This window comes from Rubrivirga sp. (assembly GCF_965213695.1).
In the GTDB taxonomy this organism is placed as follows: Bacteria; Bacteroidota; Rhodothermia; order Rhodothermales; family Rubricoccaceae; genus Rubrivirga.
Genome location: NZ_OZ243912.1, coordinates 3,970,694 through 3,995,622 on the forward strand (window position 1 = coordinate 3,970,694; position 24,929 = coordinate 3,995,622).

Sequence of the window (24,929 nt, forward strand, 5' to 3'; positions counted from 1 at the left end):
GCCAGTGGCAGATCGCTCCGCCACTGGCCCCTTCCGACCGGCCGCTGGCCGTCGCTACTCCGGGATCAGCTCGGTCAGCATCTGCTCGTTCGACGGGCTGAGCTGGATCTGCTTGATGAGCGCCTGCATGGCCTCGTCCGGGAACCGGCTGTTGAGCGCGCGGAGCAGCATGTTGCGCGCGTGCGCGATGTCGTCGTTGACCAACCGCTCCTCGTTCCGCGTGCCCGACCGCCGGATGTTGATGGCCGGGTAGATCCGCTTCTCCGAGAGGTCCCGGTCCAGGACGATCTCCGAGTTGCCCGTTCCCTTGAACTCCTCGAAGATGACGTCGTCCATGCGCGAGCCCGTCTCCACGAGCGCCGTCGCGACGATCGTCAGCGAGCCGCCGTTCTCGATGTTGCGGGCCGAGCCGAAGATCTTGCGCGGCATGAGCAGCGCGCGGGCGTCGAGACCGCCGGACATGGTCCGGCCCGAGTTGCCGCCGTAGAGGTTGAACGTCCGCCCGAGCCGCGTCAGCGAGTCGAGCAGGATGACCACGTCGTGGCCCTGCTCGACCAGGCGCCGGGCGTACTCGAAGGCGAGCGTGGCCACGCGGACGTGGTTGTCCTCGCCGGCGTCGTTCGACGACGCGAACACGGTGCAGTCGGTGTTCCGGCGGAAGTCGGTGACCTCCTCGGGCCGCTCGTCGATGAGCAGCGCCACGAGCTTGACCTCGGGGTGGTTCTGGGCGAGGCCCGCGGCCAGCCCCTTCAGGATGAACGTCTTGCCGGCGCGCGGCGGCGCCACGATGAGCGCCCGCTGGCCCTTCCCGAGCGGCGCCACCATATCGATGACGCGCATCGACACGTCGGACGGGCCGCTGACGATGTCGAGCTTGTCCTCGGGGTAGATGACGAGCCCTTCGTCGAAGTCGGTCGTCTCGGCCCACGCCTCGGGGTCCTGACCCATGACCTCGGTGACCTCCGACACCTGCCAGGCGCCCTTCCGGCCCGGCTTGATGGTGCCCTTGAGCTGGACGCCGTCGCGGAGGTTGAACTTCTGGATCAGCGGCGGCGGCATGAACGGGTCGTTGTCGCCCTTCTGGAGCGACGTCGAGAGCTCGCGGATGAACCCGAACTTCTTGTCGCCGATCAGCTCGAGCATGCCCTCGAAGGGCTCGCCCGGGTGGCCGCCGCCTTTGTTGCCGTCGTCGGACTTCTTGTTGCTGCTGCGGCTCCGCTTTTTGCGACGCCGCCCGCCGCCCGAGGTCTCGTCGTCGTCGTCGTCCGAGTCGTCGTCCGAGGACGTGGTCTGGCCCTTCGCGGGCTCGGGCTCCTCGGCCGTCTCGGCGTCGTCGAGCTTGTCGCTGGAGGCGACGGGCTCGGCCTCCCGAGTTCGGCGACGGCGGCGCTTGGGCGCCTCGTCCTCTGCGGCCTCGGCCTCGGGCTCCGGCTCGGCCTTCTTGCGCGTCCGGCGCTTGGGGGCCGGTTTCTCGGGCTCGGCGGCCTCCACGTCGTTTCCGTTGGAGGTGCCGGAGTCGGTCAGGTCGATGACGTGGGCCCGGGAGCGGCGCCGCTTGGGCGCGTCCGGGGTGTCCGTCTCGGGGGCGTCGGCGTCGGCCGTCGCGCTCGTCTTGTCAGCCATGGAGTGGCGGGGTGGCGATGCGGGGCGCCCGGTCGGGGCGCGGTCGGGGAGGGAGCGTCGGCGCGGGCCGTGGGTCTCCCTGGGAGGGGTCTCGCGCAGGGCACGGGCGGCGCCCGCCTGCGGGGTGGAGTCCAGGGCGGAGGCGGCCGTGCCGCCGGTGTGCCGGACTCGTGGCCGGGCAAAGCCCGGGCCAGAAAGCGATTACTGGGGGCCGGTGGTCGAACGGTCCGCTGCGCCTCGCTCCGCTGCGACGGCTGTGACCTGGCCCTGACGTCCCGCGCGGCGTCGGTTGGGTTCGCGCGTGGGACGTCATCTGTGACGCAGGCCAAGATAGATGGTTTCGTGCGCCGCTTCAACCCCCCGGACCTCCACAATGGCTTGACGGGTACAATGGCCTGACGGGCCCCGGGCCTCGGGCGGGTGCGAGCCCACCTCGCCTCGGGGCCCACGGGCGCGGCGGGCGTAGGTTCGGCACCATGCCCGACCTGTCGTTTGAGCGCCGTCACTGGGCCGCCGGCTGCCGTGTGGTGGTCGGGCTGGACGAGGCGGGGCGCGGGTGCCTCGCCGGCCCCGTCGTGGCCGCCGCCGTCGTCCTCCCCCCGGACGCCGACCTCCCCGGCCTCGATGACTCGAAGACGCTGTCGCCCGAGCAGAGAGAGGCCCTCGTGCCGGAGATCCACCGCCAGGCAGTGGCCGTCGGCGTCGGCGCGTGCTCGCCTGCCGAGGTGGACGCGCTCAACGTGCTGTGGGCAGCCATGGAGGCGATGCGGCGGGCCGCGGCGGAGCTCCCCCTCGTCCCCGACGTGTTCCTGGTCGACGGCAACCGCGAGGTCCCCGGTGCGCCCTGCCCCCAGGAGACCGTCGTCAAAGGCGACGCCCGGAGCCTGTCGATCGCGGCGGCGTCGGTCATCGCCAAGGTCACACGCGACCGGCAGATGGTGGCGCTCGACGCAGCCTTCCCGGTGTACGGCTGGGCCCAGCACAAGGGCTACCCGACGGCGGCCCACTACGCGGCCTTGGCCACCCACGGCCCCAGCCCCCACCACCGCCGCTCGTTCCGCCTGACGCGGTGACTCCAGATCAGGGAGGAGGAAAATGGGGCTGACCCCCTCGCGAGTGCCCCTGCTCCCCCACCGTGCGCACCGGAGCGCTATGCGCGTCGCCAGCCGACGAGGGCCTCGGCCACCTCCCGAGCGACCAAGTCGGCCGGCACATCGGCATCGACGACGAGGTCGGCCTGGGCGTAAAACGGCTCGCGCGCGGCCAGGAGCGAGCGGACGCGCTCGGCGAGGGCGTCGCCCCGGAGGGGACGGCCCGCCGCGTCGGCCAGGAGCGGACGGCCACGAGCGCGGCCCAGGCGACGGAGCAAGACGTCGACCGACGGCCGGAGCCACACGACCGGCCCGGCCATCCGGGCGACGACGAGGTTGGACGGGTCGACGAGCGTGCCACCGCCGGTGGCCACCACGAGCCCCTCGCCGGCCGTCGTCTCGCGCAAGGCCTCGGTCTCGGCGGCCCGAAACACGGGCTCCCCCTCCGCGAAAAGCGCGGGCACCGTCCGCCCCGCCCGGGCCTCCACGAGCCAGTCGAGGTCGACGAACCGATACCCCAGCCGATCCGCCAGCAGCGGGCCGACCGTGCTCTTGCCGGAGGCCATGAAGCCGGTGAGGTAGATGCGGGGGGGCACAGGAAGGCGGAAGGCGGAAGGCGGAAGGCGGAAGGCGGAAGGTGCGGGAACCGAGCCGGGAGCGCCACTGAGACGAGCGAAGTCGTCGGAACTTTTCGACGGCGCGATGCTCCCCAGTCCCCAGTCCCCAGTCCCCAGTCCCCAGTCCCCAGTCCCCAGTCCCCAGTCCCCAGTCCCCAGTCCCTCGTGCCCACCACCCGCCTCCTGATCGAGTACGACGGGACCGACTTCCGGGGCTGGCAGGTCCAAGCCGAGGGCCCGACCGTCCAGGGCGAGATCGAGGCCGCCTTGGCGACGGCCTTGCGCAAGCCCGTCGGCGTGGTCGGGTCCGGGCGGACGGACGCCGGCGTCCACGCGCGTGGCCAGGTGGCCCACCTCGTGACCGAGGCGGCCGTCGACCTGCGGCGGCTCCGGGCAGCGCTGAACGGGCTGCTGCCGCCGGCCGTCGTCGTGCTGGCGGCCGAGCCCGTGCCCGACGGGTTCCACGCCCGCTACGACGCCCGCCGCCGCCGCTACGTGTACCGGGCGTCGACGGAGCCCCGCGCGCTCGACCGCCGGACGCGCGTGCTCCTGCGGCCAGCGCCCGACCTCGACGCCATGAACGAGGGGGCCCGCCACCTCCTGGGCCGCCACGAGTTCTCGTCGTTCTGCCGGACCAAGTCGGAGACCACGAACCGGATGTGCACCGTGACGCGGGCCCGCTGGACGGCCGGCGACCGGCCGGGCGACCTCGACTTCGAGATCGAAGCGGACCGCTTTCTGCATGGCATGGTCCGCGCCGTCGTCGGTACCCTCGTCGAGGTCGGGCGCGGGCGCCGGGCGCCCGCCGCCGTCGCCGACGTGCTGGCGGCCCGGGACCGGCGGGCGGCGGGCCCCGCGGCGCCGCCCCACGGGCTCGTCCTCGACCGCGTCGACTACGCCCCCTAAGCCTGTGCGCTTCCTCGTCCTCGCGAGCCTGCTCGCCCTCGCCGGCTGCGACCGCGTCCCGATCGACGCGGTCGGGACGAGCCGGCTGGTAACGTCGCCCGACCTCAGCGTCGTGCTCGTCGAGCCCGACCTCCGCCTCCGGATCGTGCCGGACGGGCAGGGCGGCCCCCTCGCGCTCCGCGTTGGCGGGGCCGAGGTCCCGTTCGACACGACCGCCGCCGCCTTCGTCGTCGAGCGGACGCTCGTGCGCGGCGTCAACGTGCTCCCGCTGACGGTGACGGACGAGCTGGGCGGGGTCCAGACCGACACCCTGTACGCCCTCTACCTCCCGGTCCGCCAGGACTTCTTCGTCGACGCCAGCGACGGGGTGGCCCGGGCCGACGCCGCGGTGGCCCGGCTCGACGGCGACCGCGCGCTCGTCTCGGGGGGCGTCGGTGTCAGCGGAGAGGCGCTCGCGTCGGCCTCGATCCTCCGGCTGGAGCCCCCGCGCGTGCTCTCGACCGAGGTCCCACTGCTCCACGCGCGAGCGGGCCACACGGCGACGCCGGTCGCCGACGGCGTGCTCCTGTTGGGCGGCGCGACGGGCGGCACCGCGTCCGACGTCGTCCGGGCGCCGGAGTGGGTCGGGCCGAGCGGCGAGTCCCGCGAGGTCGAGGTCGTGGGGGGCGAGGACGGCCCGGCGCGCGTCGGCCACGCGGCGCGCGCCGTCGTGCTCGACGGCGTGACGTACCTCTACCTCTTGGGCGGGCGCGTCCCGTCGGGATCGGGCCTGTCGGTCTCGTCGACCGTCGACGTGTTCCGAGTGAGCGACGGGGGCGGTCTCTCGTTCCAACTCGAGCGGCTGTCACCGCGCGGCGGCGCCAGCGGGTTCGCCGGCCTCGCCGACATCGCCTTCGCCCCGACGGGCCCGGCCACCGCCGTCGCCTACGGCCGGGCCGACGGGCCCGTCGCGCTCGCGCTCCGCTGGTCCACGCCCGGCACGGGCGCGTTCCCGTTTAGCCTGGGCGTCCGCCCCGGCCCGGCCCTCCAGACGTCGCGGACGGGCGCGGCGGCCGTCGACATCGGGGGCGGCCTGGCCCTCGTCGTCGGGGGCCGAGACGCGGACGGCGCCCCCGTCAGCACCGTCGAGGTCGTCGCGGCCGGCGTCGGCCGGACGTTCCGGCTCCCCCCCGCGTTCCAGCTTCTCGTCCCCCGGTCCGACCACGTCGCAACTATTTTCGGCGACGGCCGAATCGTGATCGGAGGCGGACGCCCGGCGGCCGGCCGGGCCGTCGTCGCCTACGAAGCCCTCCAGCTCTGACGCCCCCCGGGACCATGCTGATCCAGCGCCTGCTCCAGATCCTCCTCGCCGCGATCGTGCTCGTGGCCGCGTTTGGCGTGCTCGCGTTCGTGCTCAAGCTGGCCGGGTGGCTGCTCGGGCTCGTGGTGAAGGTGGTGGTGGTGCTGATCGTGGTGGCCGCCATCCTGCGCTTTGTCGAGCTCGTCCGCGAGAAGGGGCGGCGCTGAGCGGGCGGGCGGTGCTTGGTAGCTTGCCCTGCCCACCCGCAGAGCCCATGCCCGTCGAGACCACCGTCGCCCCGTTCCAGATCCCGTCCGAGACGGCGCCGCTCCGGCAGGTCGTGGTCCACACGCCGGGTGACGAGATGGCGTTGGTGTCGCCCGAGAACGCTGAGGACCTGCTGTTCGACGACATCCTGTTCGTCGACGAGGCGCGGGGCGAGCACGCGACGCTCGTCCGCCTCTTCCAAGCCGCGGTCGGTCGCGACGACGCCGTCCTCCAGGTAACTGACCTTCTGCGCGAGACGTTCGGCGAGGACGGCGCCCGCGCGGCGTTCGTCGACGGGCTCGTCGAGCGGATGCCGTACCGCAACTTCGAGGCGTACGAGGGCGAGCTGAAGGGGCTCGACGCGGACGCGCTCTTGCACTTCGCCGTGACCGGCCAGGCCCCGTTCCCCGTCACGGCGCTCCCGACGCCGAACCTGATGTTCACCCGCGACTTGTCGGCCGTCGTCGGCGAGCACGTTCTGCTGAGCCACGCGGCCACGGCCGCGCGCGCGCCCGAGAGCGTGATCATGGGGACGATCTACGCCCACCACCCCCGCTTCGCCGACGCCCGCGACCGCGTGATCGAGCTCCCCGAGGACGTCTCGTTCGAGGGCGGCGACCTCCTCGTCGTCGACGAGAAGGTCGTCCTGGTCGGCCAGAGCGAGCGGACGAGCCTGGGCGGCGTCCTCGCTGTGGCCCGCGAGCTGCTCGCGCGGACGGCCGTCGAGCACGTGGTCATGGTCAACCTCCCGAAGGCGCGCTACTGCATGCACCTCGACACCGTGTTCACCTTCGCCGACGCCGACACGTGCGTCGTCTTCCCCCCGATCATCGAGGACGCGCACGACCACACGTTCATCCTGGAGGCCATCGACGGCGACCCGGACGACCTCCGCCTGCGCCCGTGCCGGACGCTGCGCGACGCGCTCGAGGAGGTCACCGGCCGGGCCTACACGTTCGTCCCGTGCGGGGGCTCAGACCCCGTCCGCCAGCGGCGCGAGCAGTGGACCGACGGGGCCAACCTGTTCGCCATCCGGCCCGGCCTGGTCGTCGGCTACGACCGGAACCGGGCGACCTACGACGCGCTCCGCGCCGAGGGCTTCCACGTGGTCGACGCCGAGAGCTTCCTCGACTACTACGGCGACACCGCGGCGACGTCCGACGCCCGGATCGCCGTCCGCCTGTCGGGCAACGAGCTCTCGCGGGGGCGCGGCGGCCCGCGCTGCATGACGATGCCGTTGTCGAGGGAGGCGGGATAGGGCATGGAGGGACGGGCAGAGACTCCGCATCCCTCCATCCCTCCCGACCCCTCTACCCCTCCCCCATGTCCCTCGCCTCGCTCCTCGACCCCGACCGCCGCTGGATGCGCCTGGCGCTGATGGAGGCCGAGCGCGCGTTCGAGGCGGGCGAGGTGCCCGTCGGCGCGGTCGTGGTCAAGGGCGGGCAGGTCGTCGGGCGCGGCCACAACCAGGTCGAGCGGCTGGCAGACCCGACGGCCCACGCCGAAATGCTGGCGGTCTCGGCCGCCTGCCAGACCTTAGGGACCAAGGTGCTCGGCGGGTGCACGCTCTACGTCACGCTCGAGCCGTGCCCGATGTGCGCCGGCGCGCTCGTCTGGGCCCGGATCGACCGGCTGGTGTTCGGGGCGCTTGACGAGAAGGCCGGCGCCGTCTCGACGCTCTACGACATCCCGGGCGACCGCCGGCTGAACCACCAGATCGAGACCGTCTCGGGCGTCGAGGCCGAGGCCTCCGCCGACCTCCTCCGCACGTTCTTCCGCGCCCGCCGCGGCACGCCCACGCCGTCGCCCACGACCGTCGCCGGCGACGGCGCCGACGGCGAGCCCCCGCCCCACCGTCCCGCCGAGCCGGGCTGAGCGTCCGGCCGGCTCCCCGGATCTTGACGGCGGACGGGCAACCTCGGCGCCGGCCGGCGGGTTCTGAGCCCATGGAAACGCCGCGCACAGACCCCGTCGACCTCCTCGTCATCGGCGCCGGCCCCATTGGGCTGGCGTGCGCGCTCGAAGCGACACGCGCGGGGCTCTCGGCGCGCGTGATCGAGAAGGGGGCCCTCGTCAACTCGCTCGTCGGGTACCCGACGCAGATGGAGTTTTTCTCGACGCCTGAGCTGCTCGAGATCGGTGGCCACCCGCTCGCGACGACGTTCTATAAGCCCCGCCGCGAGGAGGCGATCGACTACTACCGCGGCGTCGCCCAGCGCGAGGGGCTCGACGTCCGTCTGGGCGAGCACGTCGAGCGCGTCGACGGCGAGCGGGGCGCGTTTACCGTCGTGACCTCGAAGGGGGCGCACGCGGCGCGGGCCGTCGCCGTGGCGACCGGCTTCTTCGATCAGCCCAACCGGATCGGCGCGCCGGGCGACGATCTCCCCCACGTCTCGCACTACTACAAGGAGCCGTACCGCTACAGCGGCCGGCGGACCGTCGTGGTGGGCGCGAAGAACTCGGCGGCGAAGGCGGCGCTCGAGATCAACCGGCACGGCGGCGATGTGACGCTGGTCGTCCGGGGCAGCGAGATCACGACGAGCGTGAAGTACTGGATCCGGCCCGACCTCCTCAACAGGATCGAGGAGGGCTCCATCGCGGCCCACTTCCACACGACCGTTGAGGCCATCACGCCCGACGCCGTCCGCTTGGCGACGCCGGACGGACCGCGCACCGCCCCCGCCGACTTCGTCCTGCTCCTGACCGGCTACCACCCAGACTTCGACTTTCTGGAGCGTCTCGGCCTAGCGTTCGAGGGCGAGGCTCGGGCGCCCGTCGTCGACCCCGACACGATGGAATCGACGCGGCCCGGCGTGTACCTCGCGGGGACCGTCTGCGGCGGCTACGCCACGAGCCGGTGGTTTATCGAGAACGGCCGGATCCACGCGGCCCGGATCGCAGCCGACCTTGCCGGTCTGCCCGTCCCCGACCTGGAGGCCGTCGGCCAGCCGTAATACCAAATTCGGGTGGAGTGTGGGGGTGTGGGAGTGTGGGGGTGTGCAGGGGTATCGCATACTCCCCAAGTGTGTCATCCTGAGCCCGCGAAGGCATGTCCTGAGCGGAGCCGAAGGGATCTCGACTCGGGCGCTCAGGACTCCAGCACCGGTACTGGAAACCTGAAGGTGCGGCGTTGAGGTCCTTCACGTGCGTTGGCTGCGCCGCGCTTCGCGGTCAGGATGACAAGGAGGGCGGACTGAGATGAGGATGGAACCGAGGTTGCGATAGCCCTGTGGGGGTGTGGCGGGAGACGGCATCCCACGCCCACACCCCCACACGCCCCACTCCCTCCAGTCCCGACCAGCCACAGATCAACCGGACTTGGTATTACAGACGAGGAGCGGCCCCGATCACTCGGAGCCGCCCCTCGGTGCGGTCGGACGGGTGGCCGTCTTAGAACCCGATCTTGGCGGTGATTAGGTTCGTCTCGCCGAGGTCGCCCATCGAGCGGAAGGCGTAGTCGACCGAGATCGACGAGTTGGAGACTGGGACGTTGACGCCAGCGCCGACGCTCCACATCTCGAACTCGTTGCGGTCCTGCTCCGGCATCATGTTGACGCCGGCCCGGGCGTACACCAGGTCGGCGTAGCCGAGCTCCAGGCCACCGGCAAACTCGGCCTGGTCGTAAGCGTTCGAGCGGAAGTTGCCCAGGACCGACGCCGTGAGGTCGCCGGCGAACTCGCGCGAGTAGGTCGCGCCGAAGTTCAGGAGCGAGGGGAGCTCGTAGCTGTCGGCCTCCAGGGCCACGGGGAACGAGCCCCCGTCGGGATCGAGCGCGACCGTCTGGCTCAGGCCGTTGCCTCCGTAGTTGATCTTGGTCCCGAAGTTGCGGAGGCTGACGCCGAACTGGAGCCCGCTCTCGCCGACCGTGTAGGTCATGCCGGCGTCGAAGGCCACGGCGTTGCCGTCGATGTTGTCGATGGACTCGTTGATGGCCTTGACCGTGACGCCGGCCGCGATCCGGTCCGTAAAGGCCCGGGCGTAGCTGGCGCCGACGACGACGGCCGTCGCGTCGAACGTGAGGTCCGTCGGGTCCGAGAACTCGGCGTCGGTCCGGACGAGCTGGCCGAAGTCCCACGACGTCACCGACAGGGCGATGTTCGAGCTCCCGAAGCTCTGGGCCACGCCGAAGTAGTTGACGCCGATGTCCGCCACGTAGTTGTTGTAGCTGAACAGGGCCTCGGTCCCGTCGTTGGCCATCAAGGCGGCCGGGTTCGACTGGAGCGCCTCGATGCCCGAGAGCGACCGGAGGCCGCCCGTGAGCCCGTTCCCGAGGGACGTCGTGCGTGCGGTCGAGGGGACGAGGAGGAACGAGGCGCCGGCGGTGCCGGCGCGCTCGTCCCCTTCCACGTCACGAGTCTGGGCCTGGGAGGGCGCCGCGAGGGCGCCCACCAAGAGGGCCAGAAGGAGAAGTGTGCGGTTCATGAGAGTGGAGGTCTCTGTGTGGATGCGGATGGTGAGGGGTCGGCTTAGTACACGTCCAGCTGCACGCGGCGCTGGACGAGGCCGAACTTCAGCACCCGCTCCCCGATCACGCTGCCGTCCGAACGACGGGCCTGCACGTGGATGAGGTAGATGCCGCTTGCGATTTGGAGGCCGGCGTCCGTCTGGAGGTTCCAGTCGATCGTCGTGCTTCCGTCGTCGACCTTCTCGAGGGAGCGGACCAGGGTCCCACTCAGGGTGAAGATCCGGACGGTGGCCTGGGCCGGGAGGTTCACGATCCGAGCGATCCGGTTGTCGCCCGAGGCCTCGTAGCCCGAGGCTCCGCGGTACGGGTTCGGCGTGATCGCGATCAGGTCGAGGGCGTCCTCGGCCGTCTGCGCGTCTGCCGTGACGGCGCGGGTGTCGGCCGTGTTGATCGTGTAGACGTCGTTCGGGAGGTTCGGCTTCGTCGTGACGAACCGGAGCGTGGTGCCCGGTTGCGGCACGTAGGCCCCCCCATCGAACGGGACCACGAGCACGCGGCCGACCGTCGAGGGCTGCGAGAAGTAGGCGTTCGCGTACGCCAGCGGGTCCGCGAGCGCGGCGGCTTCGTCGTAGGCGTGGGCCCGGGTGTAGATCCGCTCGTACACGGCGTCGCTGTTGCCGAACGCATAGGTCAACTGACCGAGCGACGGCGAGTACAGGAGGTCGCCGGTGTCGTCGATGATGGAGGCCGTCACCTGACGCTCCCCACCGGGTCCGATTTCCCAGACCTGGAACGGCATCCGGCCCTCCGACCCACCGCGCACGGTGAGGCCGTCGTACTGGATCTCGTCCGGGTCCCCGTCGCCGTCCGAGTCGGCGAGGGTGACTCCGGTCGCCTCGACCCAGCCCGTCATGAACGCCTCGGCCGGGTCCTCACCGTCCCACTGACGGTTCAAGACGATCTGGCCGTTGACGTCGGGGTTCTCGACGAATCGGATCTCGTAGTCGATCGGCGCGCGCGCGGCGACGCCGCCCTGCCAGTCGATCCGGCCGAGAACGCCGGCCCGGCTCGCACTCGCCCCGTTGGCCGAGATGAAGTACCGGTTCGGGGCGGGAGCGGACCCCAGGCTGAACGCCAGGTTCGTGTCCGTGATCTCGCCTCCGATGACCTCGACGAGCGAGGACAGCTCGGGCTCGGGACCCTGGACGTCGAAGGCGATGCCATCGACGCGGGCGACGTTCGTGTTCTGCGGCAGCACCATGCCGGTCCGGTTGAAGTACCGCTCGCCGTCAAGGATGACCTCTCCGGTCGTCGCGTTGACGATCCGGTAGTTCGTCCCGAGGATGTCGGTGTCGTCCGACGGGTCGTCGGGCGTCCCGTGCTGGTCGATGCCGATCACCTGCGAGAAGAACTCGACCCGGTAGGTGTCGCCGGTGATCTGGCTCGGGTCCACGACCCGGGCCTGAATCACGCCTTCACCGACCGTCGTCTCGCCCCGAGTGACCTCAAGCTGGTCGCCCGACGCGGCCTGGACCACCGTCCCATCGGCGCGGGGCGCCGAGAGCGAGGGCCGGACGGACACGCGCGTGACCGGAGCGGCGAAGATCCGGTTCGGCGACGAGAACTCGTTGTACGCGTACGGCTGGACGCCGAAGAAGTACGTCGTGTTGTTCCGGAGCTCGTTGCCGGTGAACACGTCGTTCTGGATCACGATCGAGGTCGGCGTGTTGACCGCCGTCCCGCTGTTGTTGCCCTGGGCCACAACGTTGTTAATGATCGCGCCCGTGTTGCAGTCGAGCCCGTCGTCGATGACCGTGGTCACCGAGTTGTTGAGGTCGTAGGTCGCGATGAGCGTCCCCTCGGTGTCCTGGGCGTTCCGGTACTGGAAGATCTGGAACCCCTCGAAGTTATACGTCCGGTCGAGCGCGTCGTTGGTCGCGAACGGGCTCTCCACCTCGTAGCTGAAGATGTCCTCGTTGTCGCCGGTGACGCTGTCGAACTGGAGGACGATCTCCTGGTCGAGCGCCGTCGCCTGGACGTTGACCGCCGGGGGCGGGGTCGGCAGGTTGAAGTCGGCGTTGAAGGCACCCTGGACGGTGATGTCGTCGAACTTCAACTGCTGGAGCGACGCGATCTGGGGCGTGGCCGTGGCCTGGCAGGCCTGCGGGGCCTGGGCCCACACGATGCCGAACACCACCTCCTGGACGTCGCCGGGCTTGAACGTGAACGGCCCCGTCACGACGCCGAAGCGGCGGTCGTCGGGGAGGTTCGCGCGGCCCAGGCCGTTCGCGTTGTACTCGCTCCAGAAGGCCGGCGGGTCCGCCGGGAAGACGAAGTCGACGAAGTCGGTGCTGCCGGGGTTGTACCCGTCGCCACCGCGCGTGAACGGCACGCCGTCCTTCCACTGCGACTGCATGAGCCGGTACGAGACCAGGCCACGGTCCTCACTGGCGGCGGGGTCGCCGGTCGGGCCGCCCTGGTTGGTGAAGTAGAAGAACGTCTCGACCTGGAGCCGCTCGCCTTCCTCGTCGATCTCGCCGTTGTTGTTGTTGTCGATGCCGTCGTTGAACCCGGAGCCCTCGCCGTTGCCGACGAGCGGGCCCTGGAAGAAGTCGTAGCCGAGCGCCGGCGGGAGCGCGCCGTAGCCGCCCGGGCCCTCGTCCACGCTGTCGCCGTTGTAGACGAAGCCCAGGCCGAGGTCGGGGTCACTGCCGACGTAGTCGTCGCCGAAGTTGCCGAGGTCGGGGTCCGACCAGAGCGCGATGTAGGTGCCCTCCAGGTTGCTCGGGCCGCGGTAGATGAACTGGTAGCGGTAGAACGTCGTGTTGTTGAGGGCGTCGGCCGTCGAGAAGGCGAAGGCGTGGGCCCGGACCTCGACCTCGAGCGGCGCCGCGCCACTCCACCCGTGGGTGTTGCCGTTGTCATTCATGACCCACCACACGGCCTGGTCGCCGATGATGTCCGGCCGGAAGCCGGCCGCGAGGTCGAGCGTCGCGCCGCCGCCCCGGGTCAGGCTGTAGCCGGGGTCGCCGAGGTTGAGCTCGATGCGGGGCTCGTCCGGATCGCGGCGGTCGTTGCCGTTCGTGTCCTGGAAGTACGGCGCGCCCTGCGCGATGGGCCAGTTCAGGAGGTCCTGGTTGATCGTCGGGGTCTGGCCGTTGGCCGTGTAGCCCTCGACGTCAGAGAAGTTGACGCGCCAGATCTTGTCGAACGAGGCGCAGCGGCCGGCGTTCGTCTCGCCGTTGGCGTCGAGCGGTCCGGGCCAGAACTCCCAGCTGCTGTAGGTGGCCCCGGCAAACCGGAGGTTGCTCTCGTTGCCGTCCAAGAGGCCGGCGATCCAGATGCCGGAGGCGAAGATCGAGTTCGGCCCGGGGTTCTCGGAGTTCGGGTTGTAGGGGACCTCGTACTGGGGCCCGCCGCCACGCCAGAACAGGCCGCCGATGTTGTACATCTTGGCCCGGACGTTGTTGATGTTGAGGTCCATGTCGACCTGGCCGAGCGAGCACTCGGCCGAGTTGGCGGCGGCGGTCGCTGCGGCGGCCTCCGTCGACAGCCGCGCCGGCGCGCTGCCGGGCCCCTCGGGGATCAGCTTCTGCGCGCTAGCGTCCGCCGAGAGCAGGACGACGCCCAGGAGGACGAGGGCCGCTCGCCGGGCGAGGGTGGTAGGGGTAGTCATGTGTAGAGAGTAATCGGGTTCTAGGTCCGGGCCCCCGCCCGCGCCGGAGCGCGGGCGGGGTGAGCGCGGCGGGGAGTTAGAAGTCGAGGGTGACGCCCAGACGGATCCGGCGCGGCGGGCTATAGAAAGCGCCGCTCGTCTTGAACCCTGTACCCGGCTCCACGGGGCCGCCCACGAACTGCGAGTACAGGAAGCGGTAGGCGTCGCGCTGGATCTGGCTCCCCAGGTTGGCGATGACGTCGGGGTCGGTCGCGAGGTACCCGTCGTCGTCGGCGAGCCCGGTCGTCCGGTAGACGCCGACCACGTTGTCCGAGTCGAGGAGGTTCTGGACCCAGACGTAGCCCCGGAAGTTGGCGCCGCCGAGGTTGAACCCACGGTCCACCTTGAGGTCGATCCGGCTCGTGCCCGGGATGACGACCTCGTTCGGCGAGCCGACGATGCCCAAACCGATGTTCTGGGCGTAGTCCGACTGCTGCGAGTTCTCGTCGAGCTGGGTGTAGCGGTTGCCGCTCTTGTACACACCCAGGAGGTTGAGGCCGAACCCGGCGAACGGGCGGATGCCGCCGATCATCGGGCCCTCGTCCTCGCCCAGACGGTAGTCCAGCGAGACGTTGACGTTGTGGCGTTGGTCGAACGAGAGCGGCGACAGCGTCTCCGGGAAGACGAAGGTCGTCGTCCGCAGGTTCAACAGGTTGGCCGACTGGGCGTCCGAGCCGGTCCCCTCCGCGAACTGCAAGGTGTAGTTCGCGTTGACCTGGAGGTTCCGCGTGCGGCGGAGGTCGAACGCGAGCTCGAGCCCCTTCGTCGTGGTGAAGTCCTGGTTCGTGTAGGCCGTGTAGCCCGAGGGGAACGCCTGGTTGAAGGCCCGGAGCGTGATCTTGTTACGCTGGGTCCGGTAGAATCCCGAGACGGTGATCGCGGCCCGGTCCAGGACGGACTGGCGGAAGCCGAGCTCGTACTGGGTCGTCGTCTCCGGCTTGAGGTTCGAGTTGTTCAGCGTGCCCGAGCTCTCCGAGGCGTAGACGAAGTCCTGGATGGACGCGAATGCGTTCTCGCTCGGCCGCTGGCTCGTCACGTTGTAGGACGCGAAGAACAAGGCCCGGTTGGTAACCGGGAACGTCACGCCGATGCGCGGCATGACTGTCAGCTGGGGCTCGTAGTCCTGGAACGCCGACTCGGTAAGCTGGCCGTTGGGGCTGCTCGTCACGTCGAGCTGGGGCGAGCCGCCGAGCTGCGACAGGATCGTCGAGAAGTCGGTCCGGGCCCCCTCCGCCGTGTAGAACTGGCCGTTGAGGTCGCGGTAGCCCACAACGTCCTGGCCATTGACGTAGACCGCGTAGTCGCCCTCGATGTTCGAGGGCAGGTTCGCGATCGGGTTGATCCCTTGGGCCGTCCCGCCGAGCACGTCGTCGACGCGGTAGATGTCGGCGAGCGCGAACGGGTCGCGGAGCACGCGGGTGTTGTTGTCGAACACGTCGACCCGGAGGCCGAGGTCGATCACCAAGTCCCGGTACTCGACCCGGTCCCGGACGTAACCGCCGTAGTAGAGCGGCTTGTACGGGGCCACGCCGCGGTCGAACTGGTCCGGCGTGCCGTCGCCGTTGGTGTCGATGCCGACGAACGCCTCCAGGTCGTCCTCGTCGACCTCGTTGAGGCCGAGGTAGTCGTAGCCGTAGTACCGGACGTTGCCACGCGGGTTGCCGAAGCCGCCGCCCGTGGTGAACGGGAGCTGGTCGTAGCTCGCGACCCCGGACTCCGCGACCCCGTCACCGTCGGCGTCGAAGCACGCCAGCTCGACGTTGCCGTCGGCGGCGCACCGCGCGAGTGACCGCGCGAACGACGAGCCGATCGAGTACGACCGCTGGGTCTGCGTCTCGTACTCACCGCCGAACGAGATCTCGTGGACGCCGACCTGGGTCTGGGCCGAGCCGAACACGCGGAACTGGTCCTGGCTGAACTTGGAGTAGTTCGTCCGGGCCGTGCCCGGGGCGTCGAACCCGATGCCCTGGTTCGAGGCGTTCGGGCTGATCGAGCCGTCCTGGAAGGTCGGGTTGTAGGCCCCCGTGGCGTTGTTGAAGGTGTAGTACCGCCGGGCCACCGCGTTCTGCGGCGCGTCGATGTCGCCGTAGTTCAGGATGTTCCGGATGTCGCTCCCGAACTCCTCGGGGTAGACGTTCTGGAACCGGTGCGAGTACTCGGCCTGGAGCTGGTAGAACGCCGTGTTGGACAGGACCTGGCGGAGCGAGGCGTAGCCGCGCGAGACCTCGTCCTCGGTCGTCGTGAACCGGTCCCGGTTGAAGAGGGAACGGCTGAACGAGAAGTTCCGGTCGTCGAGGAACGAGTAGGCCCCGCCGATGCGGAGGTTCACGCCCGTCACCGGCCGGAACTCGAGGTTGCCCGTGGTCGAGATCTCCGTCGACGGGTCGTCCTTGCCGGTCCGCGTCGAGAACTGGCTCTCGTCGGTGAACAGGTCGTAGGCGAACAGCGGGTTCCCGTTGATGTCACCGGCGTCCAAGCCCAAGGCCTCCGCGAGCGCGTCGACGTCGAACGTCCGCTGGAGCGTCGGGAGCGACGGGTCGGCGTCGACCGAGGGGTCGAGCGAGGCCGGGATCGGGACGTAGAAGAAGTCGTCGTCGGTGAACAGCGTCCCGGCCGGGGCCGCGTCGTCGACGCCGGTCCGGTTCACGCGGATCACCTGGGGCGACTGCTGGAGCGTGTTGTAGACGTCGTCGTTGAGCTGGAGCGTCTCGAGGGCGTACGGCGAGTCGTCCTCGATGTACGTCCCCTGGGCGGAGATGAAGAAGCTCGCGAAGTCCCTCACGATCGGGCCGCCGAGCGAGATCCCGCCCAGGTTGTACCCGAACGAGTCGAGCCCGGTCGAGGTGATGGCCTCGAGCGAGCCGAAGAAGTTATTGCCGCCGGACAGCGTCGAGATCGAGATGACGCCGGCCGTCGCGTCGCCGTACTGCGGCGGGATCGTGCCGATGAGCATCTCCTGCTCGGCGATGGCCGACTGGGGGATGGCGCGGCCCGCGGACCCGCCGATCACCTTGACGCCGTCGACGTAGTAGGTCACCTCCTCCCCGCGGCCGCCGCGGATGTTGAGGGTCTCGGACCCGTCGTTCGAGACGACGCCGGCCTGGATCGAGGCGACGCTCTCGACGCCGCGGACCGGGAGGTTCTGGATGTCCTCACCCGTCACCACCTTCGGCACGCCGATGGCGTCGGCCTGGATGAGCGGCCGCTCGTACTCGACGACGACCTCGCCGAGCGACTCGGACGAGAGCTCGACGTCGAGCGTGCGGGTCCGGCCCTGCGAGAGCTCGACGTCGGTGATGGTCTCGGACTGGTAGCCCGTGTACGAGTACGTGATGTCGTACTGGCCGACGGGGATGCCGAGGATGGTGTAGTTGCCGTCGATGTCGGTGGCCGCACCGCGCTGGACGTCCGGCAGGTACACGTTGGCCCCGATGAGGGGGTCTCCGGTGCCGGCGTCCGTCACGCGACCGGACAGCTTTCCTGTGTTCTGCGCCAGCGCCACGCCGGGCAGCGCAAACAGAAGCAGGAGCACGACGGTGCTCAGTGAACGAAACATTGCTACCTCCTGAAGGGTGGTGTGTGAGCCCGAGCGCCAGAGGCCCGGGAGGGAAGGCGTCAGGCGACGCCGGTCGGGTGATGCCGGGACCCGGAGGCCGGAGCAGTGGGGACGAGTCTTACGCCCCGGGTCTGGGTCCTGGGCCGCCCGAACGGCCCATGCGACCCCGCGGTCGCGCTTCGCCCTGGCGTGCCCACGCACGCTCGGCTGGTCCTGAGAGAGTGAGGACGGTATCAACCTGAGCGGGTGGCGTTCGGTAAAGGACGTGTTAAGCGACAGGCCGAATATACCCGGCCCCCGAAAAGAGTGTCAAGGCACCCGGGCGTCCCCCCACCTTTCCATCAGTCCTCGCCCTGTCGGCACGGCCTCGGCCGGCCCAGGGAGCCCATACGGCCCGATGTGGCCGGGCGACGGGGGTCCCTGTGAAGAGCCTGCGCACCGCCGAAGGTGACTCTGGCGGCGCCGGCCACCTTCGGGGAGGCACCGCATCCGCCCCGTAGATCTGTGCGTCGCGGGCCTGCCCCAGGGCCGCTTAAGAAGTCGTTTGGTGACGCTGAGCCCGCCTACGACGTCCCCCTCCTGGACGGGAGGGGACAGGGGTGGTGGACACGCCGCCTCGCGCTCGGCTCGGTCCACCCCCTCTGCCTCCCCCTGTCGAGGCTGGTACGGGGAGGCTTTACACGGAGGACCCCGTTTCCCAACCCCCGACCCCGTTACCCCCGCGAAGCGACGGTGCCAGCCAATGGCGGCTTGAAAGAGAGAGGCCAACTGTGGAAGCCGCCCCTTGTCAGCCTGTCCAGGCCTGCTCCCCGCGCAGACGGGGAAGGTGGACCCCCTAACGAGCTCCGGTGCGCGGCGGACTCGGCCGTAGCGGCTTGTCGAAGCACTGAGCGTGCGAAGGGTCTCGACTCACGTCCCCGAGACCGTCGGCGCCGGTACCGGAGGTCCGGGAGGTTGGCGTTGAGATCCTTCACTCCGTTGGCTGCGCCGTCCCTTCGGGGTCAGGATGACAAGGGTGGGGCTTCGAGCTTGGCGGAGATGGAGGTTGCGATGGCCCTCCCCGCCCGAGCCGCCTCGACGGCCGAGTACCTTCCGCCCTCCCCCTCTCCCCCTCCATGTCCGAGCACGCCCACCCCGAGGTCCTCGTCTCCACCGACTGGGTCGCCAAGCACCTCGCCGACACCGACCGCGTCCGCGTGATCGAGTCCAACGAGGACGTCCTGCTCTACGCGACGGGCCACCTCCACAACGCCGTCCACGTCGACTGGCAGACGGACCTCCAGGACCCCGACGTCCGCGACTACATCGGCCAGAAGCCGTTCGAGGCCCTGTGCTCGCGGCTCGGCATCCGCCCGGACACGACGCTGGTGTTCTACGGCGACAAGGCCAACTGGTGGGCCACCTACGCCTTCTGGACGTTCAAGATGTTCGGCCACGACGACTGCCGCGTCATGGACGGCGGCCGGGCCAAGTGGGAGGCCGAGGGCCGGACGATGACGACGGCCGTCCCGACCTACCCCAGCACCGACTACACAGCCGCTCGCCCCGACGGCTCCATCCGCGCCTTCCGCGACGACGTGCTGCGCCACATGAAGGAGGGCGGGCCGATGGTCGACGTCCGGAGCCCGCAGGAGTACATCGGCGAGATCTCGCACGCGCCGGGCAACCCCCAGTCCGAGGCGGCGCTCCGGGCCGGCCACATCCCGGGCGCGCTCAACGTGCCGTGGAGCCGGGCCGCCAACGCGGACGGCACGTTCAAGTCGCGCGACGAGCTCGACGCGATCTACCTCGACGAGCAGGGCCTCGACCCCAAGAACGAGACCATCGCCTACTGCCGGATCGGCGAGCGGTCCAGCCACACGTGGTTCGTGCTGAAGTACCTCCTGGGCTTCGACGACGTCCGCAACTACGACGGCTCGTGGACCGAGTGGGGCAACCTGGTCGGCGTCCCGGTCGAGAAGGGCGTCCCGGACGACGACGGCGGGATCGGCGACTGACCGGGGCCGGGGAACCGGTAAGTCGGCCGAGCGGTGATCGCGAGGGCGGACGGTACCCCACGCGCCGACCACCGACCCACAGACGCACGGACCCGCTGATGAACGCCCGCCTCCAGGAGATCGCCGACGAACTGGCGTCGGTCCCGCGCGACCTCCAGGTCGAGCTGCTGCTCGACCACGCCCGCCAGTTCCCACCGCTCCCCGAGCGCTACCGCGCCGCGCGCGAGGCCGGGCTCGGCCGCGTCCACGAGTGCCAGGCCGAGGTCTACTTTTTCCCCGAGGTCGCCGACGGCGCCGTCCACCTCTGGGCCGACATCCCCGGCCACGCGCCGACCCAGCGGGCGCTCGTCGGCATCCTGATCGACGCCTACGACGGGGCCACGCCCGACGAGGTCGCCGCCATCCCGGACGACCTGTTGCAGCGGCTCGGCGTGGCCGGGCTGCTCGGGCCCCAGCGCCAGCGCGGGTTCGCGGGCGTCCTGGCCCGGCTCAAGTACGGCGTCGCCCAGGCCGCGTCTTGATGCGCCGCCTTCTCCTCCTGCTCGCCGTCGCGGTCGGCGCGTGTGGCTCGCCCCGGACGCTGGGCCTCGACGAGCGTCCGGCCGACCGCGTCGCCGTCCCCGTCTCGTCGGTCCACTACCGGGACTACGCCACGGCCGACGCGCTCGCGGCGGCGCTCCGCTGGACCGAGGGCGCGCCCGTCCTCATCAGCGCGCACCGCGGGGGGCCGGTCCCGGGCCTGCCCGAGAACGCCATCGAGACGTTCGAGTACGCGCTCAACCACGCGCCGGCGCTCGTCGAGACCGACGTCCGGCGGACGGCCGACGGCGTCCTCGTCCTGATGCACGACGAGACGCTCGACCGGACCACGACGGGCACCGGCCGCGTCGACGCGACCTCGTTCGCCGATCTCCGCCGTGTGCGGCTGGTCACCGAGGCCGGCGTCGTCACGCCCTTCCGCGTGCCGACGCTCGCCGAAGCCCTCGCCTGGGCCGACGGCCGCGCCGTCCTGCTCCTCGACGTCAAGCGCGACGTGCCGTACCCGGACCTCGTCACGGCCGTCCGGCAGGCCGGCGCCGCCGACCGCGTCGCCGTCATCACGTACTCGCTCGCGGACCACCAGCGGCTGGCGGCCCTCGCGCCCGACCTCGTCGTCTCGGCCACCACCGAGACCCCGGCCGACGTCGACGCGCTGCTGGCGGCGCCGGTCGACCCGAGCCGCGTGATCGCCTGGACCGGCGTCGGCGTGCCCGACCCGGCGGTCGTGGTCCGGCTCCACGCCGCCGGCATCCGGGCCCAGGCCGGCGCGTTCGGCGCCATCGACGGCGCGGCCCACCTTGCCGCCTCCCCCGAGCCCTACGACGCGATCTTAGCGACGGGCGCCGACGTGATCTCGACCGACGAGGTGCCGCTCGCCGCTCTCGCCGCCCGGGCCGCCTCCCTCACCCGACGAGCCCGGCGATGAACGCCGCCAGCGCGCCCTCGGCGCCCGGCCGCAGCGGGACCGCGCCGACGCCCAGCGCGTCGAGGCTTGTCCATAGACGGGACCGATAGAACGCATCGTCCGGGGTGCCAGGGAAAAGGGCGGCGGCCTGAGCAACGGGCGGGCCCTGGACGATGGCGTCGCGGTACCGGTGGAGCGTCCCGAGCGCGTCCTCGGGCGGCCCGGCCGCCCCGTGCCGACGGCGGTAGCCGGCGGAGTCGTCGCGGCGGTACTTCGCGTCCAGGACGACTCGCCGGACGTCGCTCCCTCGGCGGACGGTGAGCAGCAGGTCGGGGCGCTGGGCCAAGAGCGCCGGGGGCGCGGGGAACCGGGGCGTGTAGACCACCTCGACCTCGACGCCCCGCGCCGTCAGCCGAACGGCGTGCGCGCGCCCCCGCCGCAGCCGGACGTCGGCCCCGACGGTGTCGACGCCGAACGGGCGTGCCGGCGCCGGCACGCCGAGCGCCCCGGCCACGACGCGGACGACGGCGAGCGCGGCCCACGTCTCGTACAGCACGGCGAGGTCCTGCGTCGACACGTCGAGGCTCCCCGCGCGGAGGTCGAGCCCCTGGTCGAGACGGCGCAGCGCGTCGAAGGCGGCGGCGTAGGCGGCGGCCCGCCGGAGCACGAGCGGCGGGGCGGCCGGCGCCCTTGCTCCGACAGACCCAAACACCGGCCGACTCCGAGTCGCCTCCAACCGGTCCTGAAGGTCTCGGACCTCGTCGACCACGGCGTCCCGACGGCGACTCGTGCGGCGTGCCCCCTCCTCCCGAGCGAGGGTTGCCAGCCGTCCGGCGACCGCATCGAGCCGGGCCGCCAGCCACCGGTGGGCCGGCGTGTCGGCTGTCAGCGCGGCGGGGCGAGCGGGCAGCGTCGGGACGTGGATGCCGCGGCGACGGGCGGCGAGCCGTGTCTCCGCCGTGGGCCGTCGGATCTGCCCTGCGCGCCTCTCTTCGGCGATTCGGGTCACGTCCAGGACCGGGCGCCGCTCGATCTCGCGGACCGCGTCGGCCAGTCCGTCGGCCGCTTGGCGGAGCGCGGCGAGCCAGACTGGAGGCGAGGGGCGGGCGTCGCCGAGCGACACCCCGATCACCGTGGGGCGGAGGGGCGTGACGGACAAGCCCGCTGCCGTCGCCTCGATCTCTGCCCGCATCTTGGTGACCTCGTCGGCCGTCAGCTTGCTGGGGAGCACGTCCGTTCCGAATTCGAATGACACGGTGCTCCCGTGACGGATCGCGAACCGGATTCGCCCCGCCTGCGATCCCAGCCGAACGCGACCGTGGAGCACGCGCTGCCCATCGGCCGACGCGAGCGCTCCAACGACCACGGGGTCTCGGTGGACCAAGGCGACCGGCGCCCCGTCGAGACTCTGGAGGAGGACGAGGTACGACGTCTCCTCCTCGAACCACACGCCGTCCGAGGAGCTGACGAGACGAGGGATTTCAGCCCCCGGGATCAGGGCGAACGGGGCCGCGCCCGGCCGGGTGGCGGCGGGGCCGCTCCAGGTCAGGCGCACCCCGGGGCTCTCGACGGTGAACAGCGTCTGCACATCGTATGCTACCGCACGCCCCCCGCCCCGACGTGCCCGACCCGCCCGTCCTCCGACTAACGCTCCGCAACGGTCACCCGGTGGCGCTCCGCCCCATCGAGCCGGCCGACCGTGACCGGCTGGCGGCCGGCTTCGACGCGCTCTCACCGACCTCGCGGCGGCTCCGGTTCCTCGGCTCGGTCTCGTCCCTGAGCGACGCCCACCTCCGCTACCTCACCGAGGTCGACGGGCGCGACCACGTAGCCTGGGTGGCCCTCGACCTCGTCGATCCGTCCGCTCCCGGCTTCGGCGTCGGCCGGTTCGTCCGCTTGGGGAGCGGGGAGAGCGTGGCCGAGTTCTCGCTCACCGTCCTCGACACGGTCCAGGGCCACGGCGTCGGGCAGTTGCTGCTGGCGGTCCTGGCGGTCGTCGCCCCCACGGTAGACGTCGACACGCTGCGGGGGGTCGTCGGGCGCGAGAACGAGCGGATGGCCGCCTGGCTCCTCCGCCTCGGTGCCGTCGTCGCGGACGACGGCCACGACCTCACCTTCGACCTCGTGCTCCCCGTCGACCCGGACGCTAGCTCGTCGGCCGCCGAGTTCGTTGAGGTGGTCCAGCAGATCCGAGAGGCCCTCGACGGGCTGGACGGGGCTAGCGCCTGAGGGGCGGGTCACGCCCAGAACGAGGCGACGCCGTCGTCGAGCGCGCCCTCAGCGATCCGGGCGAGACGCGCGGCCGTCCGGGGGAACTGAGCGCCAGTGAGGGCCGACGGTCGCCCGTCGGTCTCCCACTCGTCGAGGAGGGACTGGGTGCTCCGGGCGTCGGTCGCGCGGCCGTAGACCGCCCACCCGAGCAGCGCATAAACGGCAGCCCGAGCCGGCGCGCGGGCCCCGTCGATCCTCGGGACCAGCTTCATCGCCAGCGCGAGGTCGACCGGGTCCACTGGCTCGCCGTCTGCCGTCCGGAAGGCGGTCGGCGTCTCGGACGCATGGAGGGCGAACAGCGCGGCCTCGTCGCGCGCCCGGTAGCCGACGCCCAACCCTGCGGGGCCGAGACACCCGCTCGCTCCGACGACGGCGGCAACGGCCCGGTCGACCACTGCGCGTTCGTCAGCGGTCAGATCGACAGCTTCGCCGAGCCGGACGGCCCGGGGAGCCCACGCAGCGACGGGCCACCGCTCGGCCTCGAGCTCGCCGGGCGCCGTCTGCCAATCGTCGAGGTCGCGCGCGGCCAGCTCGAGCACGAACGCCCGGTCGAGCACCTTCCGGCTGAACGCATAGGCGCTCTCGTCCACGTTGACGGTCCCGACGATCCCCAGCGACGGGGGCAGTCGGACGGCCTGCCACGCGGCCTCGCCGGACGCCAAGGTCTCCGTCACGAGGGGCGGACTCTCGTAGCCGCCCGGTGCGGGAGCACGAGCCTCCATCCGGCTGAGCACCTCGGCGAGGTAGTGCTCCGGCCGACCCAGGTTCATCTCGTCCAGCACCAAGGTGTGGAACCGCTCCGGGTCGTCGCCCGCGGCGCGGGCAGCGCGGAGGAGCGCTCCCGGGCGGAAGTGGCCGGAAAGGTCGGTGTACCCCAGGGTCTCAGCCGGGTCGGTCCAGTCGGGGCGGACGGGGAGCACGGTGGCCCGCCCCCCCGTCGCATCCGCGACGAGGACCGGCAGCCGGCTCTTGCCGACGCCCGTCACGCCGGCCAGCAGCACGAACGGCTTGGTGCGGAGGGCCGTCACGTAGGCCGCGACTTCCCACGGCTCGAACCGGAACCCGCGAGCCGCAATAGCCTCGACCAACCGCTCCATCGCGGCCGAGCGGTCGAACGAGGCCGGTGCGACGTAGCCCACGGTGGGCTCCGCCGCGCGAGCGGATGGGGCGGTCGGCGTGCCGACGTGGCGCCGCGCATCCCGGACCGCCTCGACGGCCTCCATCAGCGCTTCGGGGTCGACGCCCAGGCGGGCCTGGACGACGAACTCGAGCACCTTCCCGTCGATGGCCGGGAGCGGGTGGAGCACCTGCTGCACGACGCGCCGGAAGCGGGACTCGCGCGGGACGTCCGGGTACTCGTCGAGCACGCGGAGGTCGTCGGCGACGCGGTCGCTCGAGACCCACAGCTCGTCGGGGAGCACGGCGAGCGGGCGGACGCGGAGCCGGTGCGGGAGGTGCCGGCCCGGCGCCAGCGCCGTCGCGTCCTCGAACGGCGCGCCGACGGCCTCGAACAATCCCGCGAACGCCTGGTAGCCCGAGAGGTACGCCACGATCCGGTCTCCCGCGCGGACCTCCGAGAGCCGCCGCCGCCCCTGCCGCCAGAGCGCGAACGTCCCCGCGCGGACGGCGGCGGGGAACACGTCGGGCGGGAGGGACCAGAGCCAGTAGGCCACGGCGGACACGGGGGGAAGACGGCAGACGGCCAAGCTCGGGACAGGTTCGAGCCGACGCCACGGGACGGTCGCCGGATCACGTCCG

At 71.4% G+C, this 24,929-nt stretch carries 18 protein-coding genes; 11 read left to right on the plus strand and 7 right to left on the minus strand.

The genetic code is table 11. The features are described 5' to 3' along the window. Positions 1 to 54: 54 nt before the first annotated feature. On the minus strand, positions 55 to 1,623 hold the full coding sequence (gene rho / locus ACOOHE_RS17555; RefSeq protein ID WP_420455388.1) for a transcription termination factor Rho: 1,569 nt from the start codon (positions 1,621 to 1,623) through the stop codon (positions 55 to 57). Between the two features lie 476 nt (positions 1,624 to 2,099). On the opposite strand from rho, the gene ACOOHE_RS17560 reads away from it, so the two are divergent. Next, on the plus strand, positions 2,100 to 2,696 hold the full coding sequence (locus ACOOHE_RS17560) for a ribonuclease HII (protein WP_420455389.1): 597 nt from the start codon (positions 2,100 to 2,102) through the stop codon (positions 2,694 to 2,696). A gap of 77 nt (positions 2,697 to 2,773) precedes the next feature. Here the strand turns inward: ACOOHE_RS17560 and ACOOHE_RS17565 are convergent, their stop codons facing one another. Further along, entirely contained in the window at positions 2,774 to 3,310 is a 537-nt protein-coding gene (locus tag ACOOHE_RS17565) for a shikimate kinase (RefSeq protein ID WP_420455390.1), read from the minus strand. A 186-nt stretch (positions 3,311 to 3,496) separates the two neighbouring features. On the opposite strand from ACOOHE_RS17565, the gene truA reads away from it, so the two are divergent. The 6 genes from truA to ACOOHE_RS17595 all read left to right on the plus strand — a co-directional run bounded on the left by truA (position 3,497) and on the right by ACOOHE_RS17595 (position 8,737). Then, positions 3,497 to 4,237 (plus strand): tRNA pseudouridine(38-40) synthase TruA, encoded by a 741-nt coding sequence (gene truA / locus ACOOHE_RS17570; RefSeq protein WP_420455391.1) that lies wholly within the window; start codon positions 3,497 to 3,499, stop codon positions 4,235 to 4,237. Positions 4,238 to 4,241: 4 nt separating this feature from the next. Further along, positions 4,242 to 5,537 carry a hypothetical protein gene (locus ACOOHE_RS17575; protein ID WP_420455392.1) on the plus strand — a complete coding sequence of 432 codons (1,296 nt, stop codon included), beginning with the start codon at positions 4,242 to 4,244 and terminating at the stop codon, positions 5,535 to 5,537. Positions 5,538 to 5,551: 14 nt separating this feature from the next. Further along, the gene (locus ACOOHE_RS17580) at positions 5,552 to 5,743 is read left to right on the plus strand and encodes a hypothetical protein (protein ID WP_420455393.1); all 192 of its coding nucleotides are present in this window, start codon (positions 5,552 to 5,554) and stop codon (positions 5,741 to 5,743) included. Between the two features lie 47 nt (positions 5,744 to 5,790). Next, a complete protein-coding gene (locus ACOOHE_RS17585; protein ID WP_420455394.1) occupies positions 5,791 to 7,041 on the plus strand; it encodes an arginine deiminase family protein in 1,251 nt (416 codons plus the stop codon). A 65-nt stretch (positions 7,042 to 7,106) separates the two neighbouring features. Next, positions 7,107 to 7,658, plus strand: a complete 552-nt coding sequence (tadA, locus tag ACOOHE_RS17590) for a tRNA adenosine(34) deaminase TadA (RefSeq protein WP_420455395.1) — start codon at positions 7,107 to 7,109, stop codon at positions 7,656 to 7,658. A 71-nt stretch (positions 7,659 to 7,729) separates the two neighbouring features. Next, positions 7,730 to 8,737: a YpdA family putative bacillithiol disulfide reductase gene (locus ACOOHE_RS17595; RefSeq protein ID WP_420455396.1), complete on the plus strand. Its 1,008-nt coding sequence runs from the start codon at positions 7,730 to 7,732 to the stop codon at positions 8,735 to 8,737. A 436-nt stretch (positions 8,738 to 9,173) separates the two neighbouring features. On the opposite strand, the gene ACOOHE_RS17600 is transcribed toward ACOOHE_RS17595, so the two are convergent. The 3 genes from ACOOHE_RS17600 to ACOOHE_RS17610 all read right to left on the minus strand — a co-directional run bounded on the left by ACOOHE_RS17600 (position 9,174) and on the right by ACOOHE_RS17610 (position 17,435). Further along, a complete protein-coding gene (locus ACOOHE_RS17600; RefSeq protein ID WP_420455397.1) occupies positions 9,174 to 10,205 on the minus strand; it encodes a PorV/PorQ family protein in 1,032 nt (343 codons plus the stop codon). 44 nt (positions 10,206 to 10,249) lie between these two features. Continuing rightward, on the minus strand, positions 10,250 to 13,864 hold the full coding sequence (locus tag ACOOHE_RS17605) for a hypothetical protein (RefSeq protein WP_420455398.1): 3,615 nt from the start codon (positions 13,862 to 13,864) through the stop codon (positions 10,250 to 10,252). Positions 13,865 to 13,940: 76 nt separating this feature from the next. After that, positions 13,941 to 17,435 (minus strand): TonB-dependent receptor domain-containing protein, encoded by a 3,495-nt coding sequence (locus tag ACOOHE_RS17610; protein ID WP_420455399.1) that lies wholly within the window; start codon positions 17,433 to 17,435, stop codon positions 13,941 to 13,943. Between the two features lie 1,139 nt (positions 17,436 to 18,574). Here ACOOHE_RS17610 and ACOOHE_RS17615 point away from each other — a divergent pair. The 3 genes from ACOOHE_RS17615 to ACOOHE_RS17625 all read left to right on the plus strand — a co-directional run bounded on the left by ACOOHE_RS17615 (position 18,575) and on the right by ACOOHE_RS17625 (position 20,921). Further along, positions 18,575 to 19,456: a sulfurtransferase gene (locus ACOOHE_RS17615; RefSeq protein ID WP_420455400.1), complete on the plus strand. Its 882-nt coding sequence runs from the start codon at positions 18,575 to 18,577 to the stop codon at positions 19,454 to 19,456. Positions 19,457 to 19,554: 98 nt separating this feature from the next. Next, positions 19,555 to 19,977 (plus strand): SufE family protein, encoded by a 423-nt coding sequence (locus ACOOHE_RS17620; protein WP_420455401.1) that lies wholly within the window; start codon positions 19,555 to 19,557, stop codon positions 19,975 to 19,977. Continuing rightward, entirely contained in the window at positions 19,977 to 20,921 is a 945-nt protein-coding gene (locus ACOOHE_RS17625; RefSeq protein ID WP_420455402.1) for a glycerophosphodiester phosphodiesterase family protein, read from the plus strand. The genes ACOOHE_RS17620 and ACOOHE_RS17625 overlap by 1 nt, the downstream gene beginning before the upstream one ends. Here ACOOHE_RS17625 and ACOOHE_RS17630 read toward each other — a convergent pair. Further along, a complete protein-coding gene (locus ACOOHE_RS17630) occupies positions 20,899 to 22,488 on the minus strand; it encodes a DUF2357 domain-containing protein (protein WP_420455403.1) in 1,590 nt (529 codons plus the stop codon). The two genes, ACOOHE_RS17625 and ACOOHE_RS17630, sit on opposite strands and share 23 nt — an antisense overlap. Positions 22,489 to 22,520: 32 nt before the next feature. Between ACOOHE_RS17630 and ACOOHE_RS17635 the strand changes: the two genes are divergently transcribed. Next, on the plus strand, positions 22,521 to 23,129 hold the full coding sequence (locus ACOOHE_RS17635) for a GNAT family N-acetyltransferase (protein ID WP_420455404.1): 609 nt from the start codon (positions 22,521 to 22,523) through the stop codon (positions 23,127 to 23,129). 8 nt (positions 23,130 to 23,137) lie between these two features. Here ACOOHE_RS17635 and ACOOHE_RS17640 read toward each other — a convergent pair whose 3' ends face one another. Further along, on the minus strand, positions 23,138 to 24,853 hold the full coding sequence (locus ACOOHE_RS17640) for an McrB family protein (RefSeq protein WP_420455405.1): 1,716 nt from the start codon (positions 24,851 to 24,853) through the stop codon (positions 23,138 to 23,140). Between the last annotated feature and the right edge of the window lie 76 nt (positions 24,854 to 24,929).